Origin of the sequence: Paenibacillus vietnamensis, assembly GCF_020169515.1 — a bacterium.
Classification (GTDB): Bacteria; Bacillota; Bacilli; order Paenibacillales; family Paenibacillaceae; genus Pristimantibacillus; species Pristimantibacillus vietnamensis.
On sequence record NZ_JAHMHW010000003.1, the window covers coordinates 141,328 to 158,280 of the forward strand.

7 protein-coding genes are annotated in these 16,953 nt (G+C 55.9%); all 7 read right to left on the reverse strand.

Annotation, left to right across the window (positions count from 1 at the left end; genetic code table 11):
- Window positions 1-14: 14 nt before the first annotated feature.
- The 7 genes from KP806_RS08735 to KP806_RS08770 all read right to left on the reverse strand — a co-directional run bounded on the left by KP806_RS08735 (window position 15) and on the right by KP806_RS08770 (window position 16,953).
- Window positions 15-1,805 carry a glycerophosphoryl diester phosphodiesterase membrane domain-containing protein gene (locus KP806_RS08735; protein WP_224723200.1) on the reverse strand — a complete coding sequence of 597 codons (1,791 nt, stop codon included), beginning with the start codon at window positions 1,803-1,805 and terminating at the stop codon, window positions 15-17.
- Between the two features lie 175 nt (window positions 1,806-1,980).
- On the reverse strand, window positions 1,981-5,361 hold the full coding sequence (locus tag KP806_RS27770; RefSeq protein WP_318153528.1) for a rhamnogalacturonan lyase family protein: 3,381 nt from the start codon (window positions 5,359-5,361) through the stop codon (window positions 1,981-1,983).
- 525 nt (window positions 5,362-5,886) lie between these two features.
- On the reverse strand, window positions 5,887-8,043 hold the full coding sequence (locus tag KP806_RS08750) for a right-handed parallel beta-helix repeat-containing protein (RefSeq protein ID WP_224723522.1): 2,157 nt from the start codon (window positions 8,041-8,043) through the stop codon (window positions 5,887-5,889).
- A gap of 261 nt (window positions 8,044-8,304) precedes the next feature.
- Window positions 8,305-9,642 carry a DUF445 domain-containing protein gene (locus KP806_RS08755; protein ID WP_224723201.1) on the reverse strand — a complete coding sequence of 446 codons (1,338 nt, stop codon included), beginning with the start codon at window positions 9,640-9,642 and terminating at the stop codon, window positions 8,305-8,307.
- 6 nt (window positions 9,643-9,648) lie between these two features.
- Window positions 9,649-10,923: a DUF445 domain-containing protein gene (locus KP806_RS08760; protein WP_224723202.1), complete on the reverse strand. Its 1,275-nt coding sequence runs from the start codon at window positions 10,921-10,923 to the stop codon at window positions 9,649-9,651.
- 150 nt (window positions 10,924-11,073) lie between these two features.
- Window positions 11,074-13,131, reverse strand: a complete 2,058-nt coding sequence (locus KP806_RS08765; protein ID WP_224723203.1) for a glycoside hydrolase family 31 protein — start codon at window positions 13,129-13,131, stop codon at window positions 11,074-11,076.
- A 657-nt stretch (window positions 13,132-13,788) separates the two neighbouring features.
- Window positions 13,789-16,953 (reverse strand): alpha-mannosidase, encoded by a 3,165-nt coding sequence (locus KP806_RS08770; RefSeq protein ID WP_224723204.1) that lies wholly within the window; start codon window positions 16,951-16,953, stop codon window positions 13,789-13,791.

Here is a 16,953-nt window from a genome sequence, read left to right on the forward strand (position 1 = left end):
CCGACAAATACCGGTTACAAATCGAGCTCCAGCATCGATTGCGCCCTTGACGGGTAATCGGTAATAATGCCGTCGATTTCGAACTTCAACACTTCCTTCAAATTGCGGTCGCTGTTCACGGTCCATACCCACACCTCGCGGCCGTTCCGGTGAGCGCGCTCAACCAGGCTTTCGGTCAGCATGACCTGCTCGATCGTAAAGAAGTCGACATCCAAAGCCGACGTGTCCCCGAGCACAAAATATAAAATTTGCCCGATCTTGATGTCCGGATTCAGATGCCTGATCTGCATCAGCGACTGCTGGTCGAAGCTTTGGATATACACATCCCGCTCCATTCCGAACTGCTCGACAAGCCTGACGACCTGCAGGACAAGCTCCTCCCCCGAACCGTAAGGCTTCAAATCGATAAGCAGCTTGGCCTTTCCTTTCGCCGCTGCGAGCGCCTCGGCCAGCATCGGGATTCTCACGGTTTCTTCCTCTCCGTTCTCCCCGTTCTTGACGGTGCCGATGCTTAGCCTCGATAATTCCCGGTAAGACAGCTCACCCACGCTTTTCTCGACGCCGGCCATCCGCCGCAGGCTGTAATCGTGATGCAGCACAACGACGCCATCCTTCGTCAGCTGCGCATCGACTTCTACCGAATCGACCCCTTTGTCGATTGCATGCTGCACCGCTTGCAGCGAATTTTCAGGCGCCTCCTCCTTGTCACCACGGTGTGCGGATACGAGCACGCTCCATTTGACATAAACCAGTCTGTCGCCTGCAGCATAGCTGACGAATAAGGCGAGCGCCAGGTAAGCCATTAAAGCGGATATGTAAATCGTGCGTTTTCTTCGTCTCGCTTTCAGAAAAGCGTACAGATTCGCTTCGAGCGGTCCGAGCAGCGGGCTGCGGCTGATTTGCAGGCGGTCAACCGGTCTGATTCCCTGCTTGAACCCGAAGGCGTAATAGAGCCGGGTCAACAGGATGATATTAACCGGAACAAGCAGCAGCGTAAACATATAGGTGAGCACGGTGGACAGAGTAAGCGAATAATGATCGGTTACCGCTTTGAGCACATTGATGTTCAGCCACGAGGGCAAATAAGAGAGCGAAGAAATGACGCCGAAGCCCAGCGCGAACACGGCCGCATTGAGCAGAAACAAATAAACGAACAGCTTCAGCCGCTTTCCCTTCGTCAGCGCGAGGCTGCTTTTCACCGCATGGCGCACCGACTTTCCCTCCAGCAGGATGAAATGCAGGACAAAGATCGAGCGCAATATCAAATACACCGCAATTAAGAATATAACCGCATAAACAGCAAGTTTAATGTAGGACGCATCCAAAATCCGGCTGTTCACAAATATCGGCACGTTAAAAAACGCAAAAAACCACGAGGACAGCGGCGAGTCGATAAACGGCACGAGAAACAGCAGAAAAAACAGCAGCTCGAGCACCCCGAAGCCAAACAGCTTTGGCGTCCGGCGCAGCGTCGTCCATACCGCGTCCGCGATCAGCACCTCCTTGCGGAAGTAATGCTGCTGGGCGATCGTAATGACGACGCCGAATTCGACAAACAGCACGAAAACCGCGACCAGGCCGATAGCTATTATCCCCAGAACGCCCGTGTAGCTCAGCCCGATCTGATACACCTCACCGTTCAGAATCGAGCCCGTTCCGACGACCCGGATAATCCGGTTCAGAATAAAGCTGAGAATCGGAATAATCGCAAAGCTCGTCAGCAGCATAAACAAGTATTCGAATAACAGATGTTTTTTGTAAGTCGCGCGAAAGTCCTGGATGCTCTTCCAAAACAACTGAATCATATCCGTCCATCCTGTTCGTAAAAAATTAAAATGCCAACTGCTTACGTTTTCCATCTTTATAGTTATTATACGCATCCCGAAGGGCTCAAGTCGAATCGGGCGGGGGACATAAAAAAAAGACCAAGCCGGCAATGAACCGGCCTGATCCTTTTCCTATACTTTCATCCATTAAAAGCTACTGCTCTATTCCCGGGACTGCCGGCAGAATCTTAACATCCGCTTCAGCCTTCAGCTCCGGATTTAGTACCGAAGTTACGACGACCTTCACTTTCCCGATTGCCTTCGCCGTCAGCACCCCAAACTCGTCGATTTCTGCAAGCTTCGTTTCCCTGCCTTGTTTGTCATAGACAGCCCAAGTCAGCTGATCCGTCGCCGCGGCAGGAGTAACCACTCCGAGCAGGGACAGCTTCTTGCCGACGGTGACGATACGCTCGCCTTCGCCGAATAAGCTCAAGCCGGTGGCAGCAATCGCGTTCGTGCGGATATTCGGCCGATCAGGCGTCTCCATCCCCGTTCCAAGGTAATAGCTTGTGTGCGGCGGCTGGTTGTAGCCCGTGTTTTGCCATGCGATGCCCAGCCTGTACACCGGATCGTGCATAAGCGTCGGAAGGCGGTGCTCCGTTACGTCGGTTGTCGTATAGATACGCAGCGCGCTGTTATCCTCCGTACGGACTATAACCTCCTCCCTCCAGTCGCCGAAAAGGTCGACCTGCAGCGCAGGATTTCCTTTTGTGTCGTTGCTCGAATACGTGCCTTCGAACAGCTCCAAATTAACAAGCTGATTGGTAGTGTAATCCCACTTGTCGATTTTCGGAATGCCCACCCGGGAAGGATCTCCCTGCCACTCGTGGTCAAGCAGCTCGCGGCTGAGATCGCCGTCCCACCAAATCGCGAAGTTGGAGGATGGAATCTGGCTCGAGATCTTCTGTCCGTCTGCCGTGAACAAGCCGCCGTTCGGACTGTTCCATGCGCCGTTGATCGCCCAGGCTTCGGCTCCCTCGTATCTCGGATCGACGTCGGCCGATACGCCTCTGCCCGTGTCGACGCCCGTTTGCATCATGCCCCACAGCACCCTGCCGGTTTTGGCGTCCTTCATATCCGCGGAATATTTCACAGACGTATCCTCTTGTACGGCGAACAGCTCAAGCCCCAGGCGGTTCGGATTCAAGTCGCTCAGATGCATAGCATCGCCATGTCCAAGCCTGGAGTTCCACAGGCCTTTTCCGTTGTCGTCGATCGCCGCCGCGCCGGTGAAAATTTCGTCGCGTCCGTCGCCGTCCACATCCGCCACGCTCAGCTGATGATTGCCTTGGCCCGCGTAGCCTTCGTTGCCCGGCGTATTCGAATCAAAGGTCCACCGTTTAACCAGCTGGCCATCCCGGAAATCATAGGCAACAAGCACCATCCGGGTGTAGTAGCCGCGCTGCATCACGACGCTTGGCCTTTCGCCGTCCAAGTACGCGATAGCTGCCAGGAAGCGGTCGACGCGGTTGCCGTACGTATCGCCCCAGTCGCCTACATTGCCCCGCTCCGGCTCGTAATTTTCCGTATCGAGCGCTTTGCCGGTTGCTCCCTCGAATACCGTATGGTATTCCGGACCGGTAAGTACATAGCCCCCGGAATTGCGGTAATCGGCATCGGCGTCTCCAATGACATTACCTTGACCGTCAATCGTGCCGTCGGCCGTACGGAACGTCACTTCAGCTTTGCCGTCTCCGTCGAGGTCATACACCATCATGTCCAAATAGTGGGCGCCTGCCCGGATGTTTTTGCCCAAATCGATGCGCCAGAGCTGCGTCCCGTCAAGCTCGTACGCGTCCACATAAGTATTGCCGGTATAGCCGCTTTGCGAGTTGTCCTTGGAATTGGCAGGATCCCATTTCAATACGATTTCGTATTGCCCGTCTCCGTCCAAATCGGCGACCGTTGCATCATTGGCGCGGTAGCTGTAAGCTCCGCCGGCGTTTACCCCGTCCGCCGGCTTCTGGATCGGTACGTCCAGATGGTTCGTATCCCATACCTTGGCCGACTCCGACTGCTTCTGCTCGATGCCGCCGATAACAGCGCGGACAAAATAAACTGAATCCGCTTTGCCGCCCGTATCGGTAAGGTTCGTGCTGCCCGTCACCGGGCTTGCATTCACTTTTACACCGTCACGGTAGACGTTAAACGCGATATCCTGCGGGTCCGTGCCCAGCAGCCTCCACCCGACATACACATGGCCGGCTTCCTTCACGGCAACCAGGCCGCGGTCCAAAGCCTCCATTTGTCTGGCTGACAGAACGTTTGGCGTTACGGTGAGCGGAACTCCTGCAGCTTCCGACTTCCCTTCGCCAGCATATTCGTAAACTCCCTTGATAAGGAAGTCGTAGGCCTTTCCGTTCGTTAATCCTTTAACCGTTGAAATATACGTTCCTTCCGGCACGGAATCCGCCAGTTCGAACGTTCCCTGTTCGTTCTTCATGTAAATGTTGGCCCCCGTGTAATCGGGATCCTTCGGCTCCTCCCAGCCGAGCAGCACTTTGCCGTCACGCGCTTCGGATGCCGCATAAGTGACATTCGGCTGCTTCTCAAGCCGGTTAACCGTGACCGTGTACGTACGGCTAATATCCGTGTACTCGCCCGAGGCGACGGATACCGCGACCTTCGTTTCGTTTCCGGTTAGCGGCACCGATGCCGCAGCTCCGCTTTCGACGTCGCTGCCGCCTGCCTTCAGCTTCACTCCGCCCGGATTGCTCGCCAGCGGCAGAACGGATAGCTCCTCAACCGAGTAAGGAACATCCATCGAATACTGGTTCACATTCGGATCGAAGGCCGGCGTCAGCTCCGGCGTGTAATTCCCAGCCTTAAGCGTCAGGCTCGACAAAGCCAGGTCCAGCGCCTTCACGCTGACATTCGTCAGGTTAAACGATCCTCCCCCGGCATTGACAAAAAATCCGAGGCTGCTGATTTTTTCCCGTGCGCTGTAGAAGGCATCCGGCCAAACCTCTTGCTGCCCCGTCGTCAAATCCGTCACGGTTGTCGTGTACGTTTTTTGCGGCGCGTTAAATACCATTTTGAACCGGTACCAGTGGGCCGTGTCATAGTTTATCTGCTTGGCAGAGTTATGGCGCTTGATTACGCCACCGTCCAGCTGATAGCGAAGAACAGCGGCGCTGGTTGCGTTGATGTTCCCGTCCATGACCCAAAGCGTGCCGCCTTTATTCGTCGGAATATTAAGATCGAATTCGATAATGACGCCGCCGTTTTGAGCGGCAAACCGCTGGCCGAGATAAGAGGAGCCTGTCCCGTTATGCACGATGTTTGCATAAGCCGGATGAGAATCCGATGCGGCTTTCACTTGAATCTCGGGGGCCGCGCCCTGCGTCGACCAGGTATTGCCTGCGCCCGGCGTAAGCTTGCCTTCGGCATAAGTACTGAAATTATCCGATACGAGCGTCAAATCCGCCGCCTTGGCGGGCTGAATTTGAAGCGGCACGGCAACCGCAAGCACCATCAGACAGCATAGCAGCTTTGATAACCATTGCTTCCCATTCTGCATCCTTCGCGTTTGCATTCCTTTAGTAAACCTCCCAAATCAATCTGATTATGAAATCCCTTCTTATATCCGGTTGGTTGTTCCCGCGCCGGCCCCCTTTCCATCCAATGAAAGCGATACCAACTTCATTATAGGTAATGCTTCCAATGGCACCATACAAAAAACAGAGCAATCTGTTTAAAAAACAGTCTTTTTCGGGCGGGCAAAAAAGTCCAAATAGCGAAAAAAAGTCCGTGCGCCGGCGATTTTGCCTTCTATCAAGAGGAGGAGCTAATGGACATAGATGCAGCTTGGAGTGTTTAATAAGCAAGCGTGGTCGGCTAACGGTCAGGGGAGTCGCTCAGGTCGGTTTGAAGCAAAATTACTTTCAATCATGAGCTATGGCGTTCTATGTTGGCCGTTAGAAATCAAAACTAGCTTAACTTGCGGTATAAGGGGCATTTTTGTCCGTTAAAAATATCGGGGGCCCTAAGCGGCCGACTAGGGGCTCATACAAAAAGGCCCCGACGCACAGGTCGGAGCCTTCACACCCTTCTTCCATCCTTAGTTGGACGTATTATTTTTGGACGCATCGTTGCTCTTTAACGTCAGCTTCGCCTTATAGAGCGTATTGTTCTCTACCGTGTATGCCGGCGCGCCCGTCCCCGCGTTCACGGTCGTAATGCCCACGGCAGCGATATTAGCCGTTATCGTGTTACCTCGTATGACCGCTTTGAAAATATCATGTTTCTCGTTCCGCTTCCAGTAATCGTTCAGACGGATGAGCTCAACCCCCGTGTTTGTCAGCTTGCCGGCCGTAACGGTGTTGTTCTCCAGCACGACGCTTTGCGCCGACTGAATGCTGATCGCCTGCGTATTGCCGAGCAGCTCGAACTTCGAGTTTTTGATCGTAAGATCCAGCTTCGGATGCTCGCCGAGGAAAAACGCGTTCAGCGACGAAGGAGCCTTAAACGTGCAGCCGTCAAACACGTACTTGCCTGCAGATGCGGCGGAGACAAGTCCGTGCTTTCCGCCTTCCGCCCCTTCGAAGACGCATTTGTTATAGGTGCCGGGAGGCAGAGACAGCCCGAAGGTCGTGTTGTAGCCGATAATTTTCAAATTGTCGAAAATGCTTCCTTGGGCCGAAGTCCCCGAGAAGGAGCGCAAGGTGGCTTCCCCGGTAATCGTCAAGTTTTTAATATGGATAGGCTGTCCGGCCAAGGACAAACCCGAATCGCCTTTTTTGTTGTTCTTGATCGTAACGTTCGAAACCGCAACCCCGAAAGGAACCTTGGAGCTTACGGCGAACAGGGAATCGGTAAATTCCATGCCGTCGATGCTGATATTCGGGCCGGTCAGCGTCGTGAAGGAATTGTTCATTTTGTTATTGATGAATTTTACGTCGTGATAAGCGATAATCCTCGTCCCGTCAAAATGGTTGTTTCGCACGGTTGCGCCCTTAAACGGCTCGGAAACCGCCAGCCCGATCGCGCCCTTCGAAGCCAAATGATTGTCCTCGACGATGGCATCGCCGCCGTCGTACAAAATGAGATCGTAGGAAGCGTTGTTGTAAAACTTGTTCCCTCTAATCGTAATGTTGCTGTTCTTGTGCCCGTTCTCCCCGTAGCCGCCCTCCAAATCAATGCCGGACTGCGGCATCGTTCCCTTCATATCATGCAGCGAATTGTTCACGATCAGGACGTTGTCCGCCCCGCCGACCGTGATGCCCTGCCTGCGGTTAAAGGCGAACTCGGAATTTTTGACGGTAACGTTCCGGCTGACCGCCCGGTTCCAAAATTCCACGTAAGCGCCTTTTTTGGAAGCCTGGTTAAATACCAGATGGAATTTCACCGCGCCCTCGGGAATGGTCATAATGTCGCGCGTCCGTTTATTGGTCAGCTTTTGGAGAAACGTTCCGTTTTCTTTGTAAAAATAAATATCGAACGTATTCGGCAACTTAATTGCATTCGACAGCTCGAAAACCCGTTCCTTCTTGAAAATGGCATGCGAGAACGTCAGCGGCTCCTTCGTCCGGATTTTGCCCGCGTTCGCGACCGGAGCGCCCTTATCGTTAAATGCTCCCTGCACAAAATGGCTCTCGTACAAATCCTTGACCAGCGTACCGTGGCCGCCTAGCACGAGACCGTCTCCCGTGAAATTGACGGCTTTGACGCCATCGATCGTCAGATCGACCACCCCTTCAGCCGCAATGCCGTAGCCGCTTTCATGGGTGCCGGCGGTAAAAGCGCTGTCCCTCTTCGTAAAATCGTGCTTGTCCTTATCGCCCCTGTATACGCCGCCTTTCAAGGTGACGTTCCGGACGCCAGGTCCGATGTACATGAGCTTGTAATGCTCCTTGCCGTTTGGTTCCTTCTGCAGCACAGCGTTGGACGGAAGCTCAAAGGTTAGGTTGCCGACCATGCTGATGTGGCTGCTTTTGTCAATCAGATAGGTGCCTGCCGGCAGCGAAACGGTCTTTTTCCCGTTTTTGCTTGCCCAAGCCAGCGCATTGTTGATTCCCTTCGTCGTTTCGACCGGCCGGGTGCCGTCATTGCGAATGCCAAAGCGGGTTAATTCAATTTGATATTTTTCCTGTACGGTCGCGGCGGCTGCGACAGCAGGAGCGCCGACGGCTCCTGTCTGAACGGAAGCGGCGGAGCCGAGCCAATGGCCCGGCACCGAAAGCTGGACCGCGAGCAATAATGCCAGCAATGCTTTCATAAGATTCACGTTTACCTCCGTTTTCTTCTAAATGCTTCTAATTATGGTCGATCGAGCCACAATGACCTTTTTACTATATCACTAAAAAAATTCTTTATAAAGAACGACACCTTGCAAATCGACATATTTTTGAAAAATGATTCCTTTATCCTGAGGCTTTGGTCCGAGAGATAGTGCCAAGCAGGCTGTTAATGGAAGCTGATGGACAAAGCCGCCGCCCCAACCCTTAAAGGCTGAAGCGGCGGCTGCCGCAAGCTTGGCTTAAAACATTTGAAGAAGCGGTTCGTACACGCCGTACAGGAGAAGGTAAAACGCAGCCCCGAGCGCGGCCCCGATATAAGCCCCGTTCAAACGGATCCGCTGCAGATCGGTCTCGACCTTGCTTTCAATAAACTCCACGAGCCGCTGCTCCGTAAAGCCTTCGAGCGTTTTGCGCACAATCAGGCCGATAACCGCATGCTCCGTTTCGATGATCTTATGAACGAAGCGCTGCGCATACTGCTCGAGCCAGCCCTTCGTCTCCTCGTTGCCCTTGAACCACTCCCAATAGCTTTCGATGAACCGGTTGATCAGCAGCTTGATATCCGACTGGTTGACCGAGCGCGGCGCATCGGCAGGCACTGGCTGCAAACCCGTGTCCTCCGTCAGCAGCTTGCGGAAATGCTCCAAAACGGCCTCGATCGAAGGCAGCAGGGAAATCTGCTCTACCGCTTCATCCCTCCACTCGTTAATCGCAGCGGCCACGTCCTCCCTGTGCTGCAGACTGTCGGCGAGCTGATACACCATCTTCTCAAGCAGCACCCGCAGCTCATGCTGCGGATCCTTCAATTCGCGGATGAGCTTCTGCAAATCTTCGTACAAGGCGTTCGTCGCGTCATCCAAATTAAGCGCGTTTGTCGATTCCGCGATTTCCACGGCCATTTTCTTGAGCCATTTCGAGAACACGCTTCCCTGGTTGACGAATTTGTCCTTCTCCTTTGCCAGCAGATCGCGGATCGCCGCTTTTACGTCTTCACCCTGTGCCCGTTCGGCCGCAAACTCGACGAGCTGGGTCAGCCAGCCCTGAAAATCCCCTTTGTCCAGCACCCATTTGAGCGCTTTCCCTGCATACGGGGACAAATTCATGCGGCCGATGCTCTTTCTAAGCTCCCGATCGGCGGCGACCGACAGTCCCTTTAGATCAAGCTTGGCCAGCGTGGCGGACAGCAGCGTCCAGCCCTGCTCTGCCAAGGCTCCCGACGGGCGCCGGTCGATCCAGGCGATCGCAATTTCGACGAGGGAAATCTGCTGCACCTTTTCCTTCAGCAATTGCTTGCTCAGCAGCTGCTGCTCCACCATATTCGCAACACCCTCGATCAGCTTGTCGCGGTTTTTCGGGATGATCGCCGTATGGGGAATCCATCTTATTCCGAACGGATGGCGGAACAGGACGGTCACCGCAAACAAATCGGCCAAAGCGCCGACCAGGCCGGCTTCGGCGGTATAAAGCAGCATGCGCGACCACCAGCTGTCCGGAAAAACAAACAGGCAGCATGCGGCCGTCACGAACAGGATGGCGAGAAGGATCAGGCTCCGGTTCGCTTTTTGTCTCATCGTCATCTCCTTCTAGCCCCCTATCCAGAACGTGGCCATGTACAGCAGCACGCCGATGAGCGCGCCAACTCCTATGCCGTTGATTCGAATATACTGCAGGTCGCGGCCCGCCTTTTCCTTCACCAGCGCAATGAGCTCTTCCTCGGAGAAGGTGTTCAGCTTGCCGGCTACCGCTTTGCCGATATAGGAATGCTTCTGCTCCATCCATTTCAGCAGCGTCGCCTTTACGTAGCCGTCCAGGCGCGAGCGAAGCTCTGCGTTGTCCGCCAAATGCCGGACGCCCTGCTCTACGCGGTCCGCGATCCAGGGATAGCGCACCCGCATCCCTTCCGCATTGGCGGCGGCTGCCTGTTTGAGCTTCTCGAGCCCCAGCTCGATGTATTCGTTCAGCTTAAACTCGGCTTTGAGCGATTGGAGCACCGTCATCTTGACGGCTTCGATCCTGCCGCGAAGCTCATGATCCGTCCTGAGGCGCGTGACGAAATGTCCGATATACGCCTTGAGCCGGATCCGCTGCGGATGCTCTCCGGATGCGAATTTCATCAGGAACTGAACGAGCCATTCCTGTATTTTGACGCTGATGCCCGCACGGTCCAAGCCGGCCGTGTAATCGATCAGCTTTCTCCGGAACTGGTCACCTTCATAGGAGCGGATCGCGGAATCGACGATTTGTCCGATAATCGAGCGGAACGGGGCCGATTTGACGATTTTAATCAGCTCGGGTAGCAGGAAGTCGATGACCCGGTCATCGTAGCCGTTGCGGATCGTCCAATCCCCGATGTCGGCAACCGTGTCCGCCACCTCCACCGTATCGGCGTGCTCGAGCAGGAAGGCCTGGACGGTCTCCGCCAGCTCCCGCAAATCGATCGTCGTAAGGACATCGTCCGCCACCTGCTGCAAAATGTCGTTCACGCCCTCCTTCCCGCCGTGCTTCTCCAAATAAGTGACGATGACATCCGCAATATCGTATTCGTCAAGCCGCTCCTTAATATTAGGCAGCGTCAGCAGCTCGTTCTGTACCATCGCCACCAGCTCGCGAATGAGCCGCTCCCGGTTGCGCGAAATGATATTCGTGCCCATCCAGGAAGGCCATCTGACGCGCAGCGGATTGCCAAACAGGGCGCTGACCGCAAACGAATCCGCAAGCCCCCCGATCGTCGCCGCGCTGAACAGCGAGAAGAGCAGTCCGCCGGTAAAGGTCTCATGAAAAGGAAATGCCGCTAAAATGCCTATACCCGAAAAGATCAGCATCAGATCCGCTTTTTTCTTTATGCTCAGTTTGTTCATGGCCGTTCTCCGTTTCTATTCATCGTTGCATACGTAATTATCCCATATGTGCGGGGTTTGAAACAATGGGAGCGGATGATGCTTCGCAGATGGACAAAAAAAGCACGGTTCACGCCTGAACGGGCATGGAACCGTGCCGATTTATTGCCGTTATCCGATAATGTTATACCGATGTCCGGTGAAGCCGCCGCTGCGCGTAACCTTCAATCCGCCGCCGTCCAGCTCGATCCGCACCCAGCCGAACCCGCCGTCGCGGTATGAAAAGCTAGTCCCGTCATCCTCATACAAGCTGCATGCAGCAGGGGAATCCCCGAATGCCTTTACCGTGATGTCAAACACGGCGTCATCGGCCACATGCTGAAGAGGAGCGGCGAGCGGCAGCAGCGTCCCGTCCTTGACGAACACCGGGATACGCTCCAGCCCCGGGGACATCAGGTAAGACTGTCCGCCCTCGTAAGCTTCGCCGGTCCAGAAGCAGTGCCAGCGGCCTTTCGGCAAATAAACGGAGCGTTCCGTCTCTCCGGCTGTAAGCGGGGCGATGAGTAGCGATTCCCCCATCATGTAGGCGTCTTCGATGCCGAACGTATTCGGATCGTCCGGATAATCCATCACAATAGCCCGGAAAGGCGGCAGTCCTTCGATGCGGTATTTGGCGTAGCTCGTATACAAATAAGGAATGAAGGCCATACGCGTTTCAAACAAGGAGCGGCATATCGACTGGATCTCCTCGTAGTTGTCCAGAAATTCGCCTTTCACGTTTTTCTCGCGGTCGACCTGCTTCCAGGGCGGGTTCGGAATGCGCCAGCAGTTCAGCAGCGCCATCGGCGAGAACACCGCCGTCTGGATCCGGCGGATCAGATCCTCCGGCGATTCCGCCTGGCGCACCTCCGGCGACCAGAGCAAGCCGGAGAACCCGCCGTTCACGACACCGCGGATGAACACCTTATGGTCGTACAGATCGCTGTAAAGCACGAACGGGAACGGCGCGGCGAGCGCACCCGAGGCGCGGACCTGCGAGAGAGTGCGGCGGCCGGCCGCTTCGAACGGAGCTTCGATCGCCTCCTGGTATAAGGTGCCGATCTGGTTGTGCATCTGCTCGCCGTCCATGCCGGAAGGAAACCTCGCCACATCCGGGAACGACCAGTTCGAATGGACATAGTCGGAGCTGTCGCATTCATCCAGCTTGAAGCCGGCAATGCCCTTCTCCACAAATTCGGTCAGATGATGCTTTGCAAAAACCTCCTTCGCTTCCGCGACCGCCAGGTCGGGAACGAGCCCCTCCCACACCTCGTAATCGCCCGAATGCGGCAGCAGCTTCTCATACATCGGCGATGTCGGATGGACGAATAGATGCTCCCACAGATTGACGCGGTAGTTTTTGCCGTACAGCTCGCGCAGCATTTCCTCATGGCCCGGGAACCGGCCCTCGTCCCATACGAAGGAGCAGGAGTACGCCTTCGTCTGCCAGCCCGGCTCGAAGCCGAACACGTCAACCGGCATGCGGTCGGTCCGGAAGCCGTCCGCCAGACGCATAACGTCTTCTTTGGTGGCGGCGCTGTAGGCGCGGTACCACATGCCGAGTCCCCACATCGGCGGCAGAGCGCCGCCTCCCGAGAACAGATTGTACCGCTGCACGGCATGGCGCAGCTCCGGTCCCCCGAACAAATAAACATCGATGCCTTGTGCCGCCGGTATGTCGACGACGACCGTCCGGTCGCCCTCCGTCGCTTGATATCCGTACAGCTCGATTTCGGAGGTGCCGATTTCCTTTTGCTCGCTTCGTTTGCCGGCGGATGCGCCTTTGCGCTGATTGGTGCCGCAATAAAAGGTCGCGTAGCGGGCGGTGTCCACGAACACCCCGTAGCCGGCCGTCGATACGTAGAACGGAACCGGCGCATGGCTGTCCCCCGTATCGGCAACCGGATCGCTGTTCACGCGGATCACTTTTTTCCTGCCGGTATGGTCGACCCGGTGAAGCTGCAGACCGAACCCGTAAATATGCTCGTCCGCTTCAAGCGGCAGCTCGATATGGAGGCCTCTCGGGGTCGATTTGATTTCAATCTGATCCTCCGTAAAAGGAGGCGTTGCGGCGCCCTCCAGCTTGTCCAGCTGCTCCTGCAGCACGCTGCTCTTCCTCAGGCTAACCGGTGTGTGCGCCTCGGGCGCTCCGTACCGCAGCCTCCATACTCCATTCGCAATTTTTTCCATTAAATTCCCTCGCTTTTCTTCAAATATCCCTGTACGTACTGCGGAATGTGCATGTCCAGAAACTGATGCTTGCGCCATTATAACCTCCGGTTGCCGCGTAAAGTTTCGATTGGATGTGAGAAAATGTAGGAATATTGTCATGTTTGCGCCAAGCGTGCGGTTGGTTCAAATGAGGGGGAATGGCTGCTCGAGAAGACTGACAAGCCGGAGCATCGATCATCCTTGCCTTAAGCATACCGCAAAAAAAGAACTCCGGAAACATCCAGAGTTCTTTGATTTTAATTCCTGCCTATGACGAAATTTGCTGCGCATCCGTAAAATGGATAACAGTTGCCGATGACATATCCAGCTTTAAGGCCCGGACAATTTTGCCCGGCGTCCAATGTATAAAATGCAGCTAAAACCTGACATCGGGTTCGCGTAATGGGCTTCCGCTGCAGCTTTATACAGCAGATCGTGCGCTTAACAAGCTCTACAACGCCTATACGCCGATTCTGTTGCACAACCTGCATCAGAGCCTGTTGAAGCTTGTAAGCCCTCACCTTCCGATGTATAAAGTGCATGCCGGATGATCCGGTGCGTCCTGTAAAAATGAAAGAAGCTTCCCTGCGCTACTAAACATCGTACTGCAAGCGCGCAGAGAAGCAATGTAACCAATTACCATTTCGGGTGAAGCTTGATCGTTTTCACCTCGTAAGGGGTGACAGGACAAGTCACGGCACCGCCGCTTAGGGACAGCTCCGCCGCTTCTTCCTCGAGCAAATTCGTTTCGTGCACGGCAGCGACCGGAGCGGCGAACGTCACCTGTGCGCGTTCCCTTCCGCCCGAAGCTTCGTACAAGCGGACGACGACACCGTCGCCGGACTCCGCCGGCTTGACCGTGTCCACCACCGTATGGCGCGATACGGTTTCGATCAGCGCAGCCGAAGGCGGCAGCGTACCTTCATGCGATTCCGCCGCGATGAGCAGCACCGGATGGTTCAGCTCATACCCTCTTTTGACGACCTCGCCGTCTCTCCAATCCCCCTCATGCGGATACAGGGAATAAACGAACTGATGCTCTCCCAGATCGGCTCCCGGATCGGGCCATTTCGGCGCACGCAGCAGCGACAAGCGCAGCCGGCCCCCCTTGACGTCGTAGCCGTATTTGCAATCGTTCAGCAGCGCCACGCCATAACCGCCTTCCGACAGATCGGCCCAGCGATGGCCGCACACTTCGAACTGGGCGCCTTCCCAGCTCGTGTTCGTATGCGTCATGCGCTCGATCGCTCCAAAAGGAATTTCGTAGGTCGCTCGTGATGACAGCACTTCGACGGGGAACGAAACCTTGAGCAGCTTATGGGCTTCTCTCCAATCGACCCTCGTCGCAAAATCGATTCTGGCCTGGCCGCGATAAAAAATAATATCCTGTTCGACGACGGATTCGGACAGCTTCCACTTCATGCGAATGACGTCCTGTACCGCGCCTGTGTGCGCCACCTCCGCCGACAGCAGCTCCGCTGCTGCGGCCGGCTGCTGCTCGAAACGGGGATCGATGTCCCAGGCGTCCCATACGAGCGGCCTGTCGTGAAACAGCTGAAGCTGATTGGCGCATTCGCCTGCGGGGATAAGCTCGCGGTCGTTCCGCTTGTCGTACAGCGATACGAGCTCCCCGCGTCCGTTCCAGACGGCTTTATAATAGTCCGTCTCCCATTTGCCTTCGAACGGGGCAGGCTCAGCCGCAGCTTCCCTTTCCTTATCCCGCAGCCATAGGGTGCGATAGCCCATTTGGGGAATTTCTTTCACTTGCACGGCCAGCCCGCAGGCTTCGCCATCTTCCCTCAGCACGTGGGAGCAAAGCTCCCTGCCTTCTTCATCATAGACGGCAAGCCGGCTCCACTCTCTTGCTCCTCTTAATGTCACAGCTTCGGAGCGGTTCCACGACAAGCTGTTGAACACGATAAGAGGAACGCCTTCGCCGCGCGTATCGATACGCTGCTCCAGCTCGTTCAGCGCGAGTGCAACGGCATCTTCGCCGATCGTCCGGATCTCCTCGTAATCCTCGCGCGACTTCACGTACACATCGGGAATGGACGTACCCGGAATAATGTCGTGGAATTGATTGAAAAGCAGCTTTTTCCACCCTTGCTCAAGCGAGCCGGCCGCCTTCGCCAGCCTGCCTGCTCCGGCGCCCGCCCCATGAAGCGCGGCAAGCGTGCCCCATACCTCCGCTTCGCGGAACAGCACCTCAGCCTTGCGGTTCCAGCGCTTGTTCCTTGCATGCGTCGTATACGTTCCGCGGTGCAGCTCTAAATACATGTCCCCCTGCCAGGTCGGCAGGGACGGCTGCGCTTCGGCGATCCGGTCGAAAAAGTCGTGCGCAGTGCTGAATGCGGTGGCCGGCAAGCCCGGAAGCGTCTCCGAGCGCGATGCATATAGCAGCATTTCGCGGGTCACGCCGCCGCCGCCGTCCCCATGGCCGTACAGCAGCATTTGCTCCGGATGCTCGGCCTTCTGCTTATAGCTGTCCCAATGGACGCGCAGCTCCTTCGGATGTGTATATTCATTAATGCCGTGGCAGACATACGCCAGAATGTCCGTCCCGTCGATGCCTTTCCAGTGAAACAGATCGTACGGAAACGCGTTCGTATCGTTCCAGTTCATCTTGGTGGTCATAAAATATTCGATGCCCGCCTTGCGCAGCAGCTGCGGCAGCGAGGCGCAATAGCCGAACGTGTCCGGCAGCCACTCGATGCGCGGACGGCGCCCGAACTCCTCGCTGTAAAAGGTCATGCCGTACAGCAGCTGTCGCACAAGCGATTCGCCCGACGGGATGTTCAGATCGGGCTCGACCCACATGCCGCCGACGAGCTCCCATCTTCCGGCTTCGATATGGCGTTTCACCCGCTCGTACAGCTCGGGGTAATACTGCTTGACGTAGGCGTATGCCTGCGGCTGGCTTTGGGCGTACGTGAAGGACGGGAATTCGTCCAGCAGCGTGCTCATCGTCGAGAAGGTTCGGCTGCATTTGCGCACCGCCTCCTTCGCCGGCCATAGCCACGCCAGGTCGATATGCGATTGTCCGACCAGATGAAGCTTGCCCTGCGTAAAGGCGGCCGCGGGCTGAACCCGCTCCATCACCCTGGCCTCCGCATCGGCCAGCCGCTGCTCGTCCTGCCAATCCGACTCCGTATAACCCAGCGCGGCATCTGCCGCTTCCAGCAGCGCCTGCCCGATCAGCGATTTGTTCATGTCGCCGTCCGGGAGCAATACCGCCGCTTCATAATAAACCTTTATCGTGAACAGCAAGCTGTCGGCCGCGCGGTTCAGCAACACAAGCTCGCTTTGAAGCAGCCTGAGCGGCGCGGGATCGTATTCGGCCGGTTCGTTCTGCCGGTTGAGCGTATCCAGCGCCTGGGCGGCGGGATTAAACAGCTCAACGTCTACCTTGTAAGTCCGCTCGCCGTCCTCTTTCGCCGGAAGCGGCACGTAGCTGCGGTTCCGGTCAATCCCGTGGTAAGGGATGCCGTCAAAGCGCACCAGCGCTTCATGCATCGTCGGGATGCCCGCGGCGCCGGGCCTGATTACCAGTCCCGCCTCGCGTCCCGTCCATTCGGCAGGCAACTGGACGGTATTCTCCATGAAGATCGTCATGCCGCTGTCGACAAGCCAGTCTCCTACTTCGATGGACGCAGCATTCTGATCGATAAAACGGTAAGACTCCGGGCCCTCATAGACAGCCCGGCGGGCCGACCAGGCCGGCAGCGGCAGCGACGCGAGCAGCCGCTTGCTTTCCAATTGATCGATAAACCGTTTAATTCTTGCAAGCATTCCGTTCGCCAT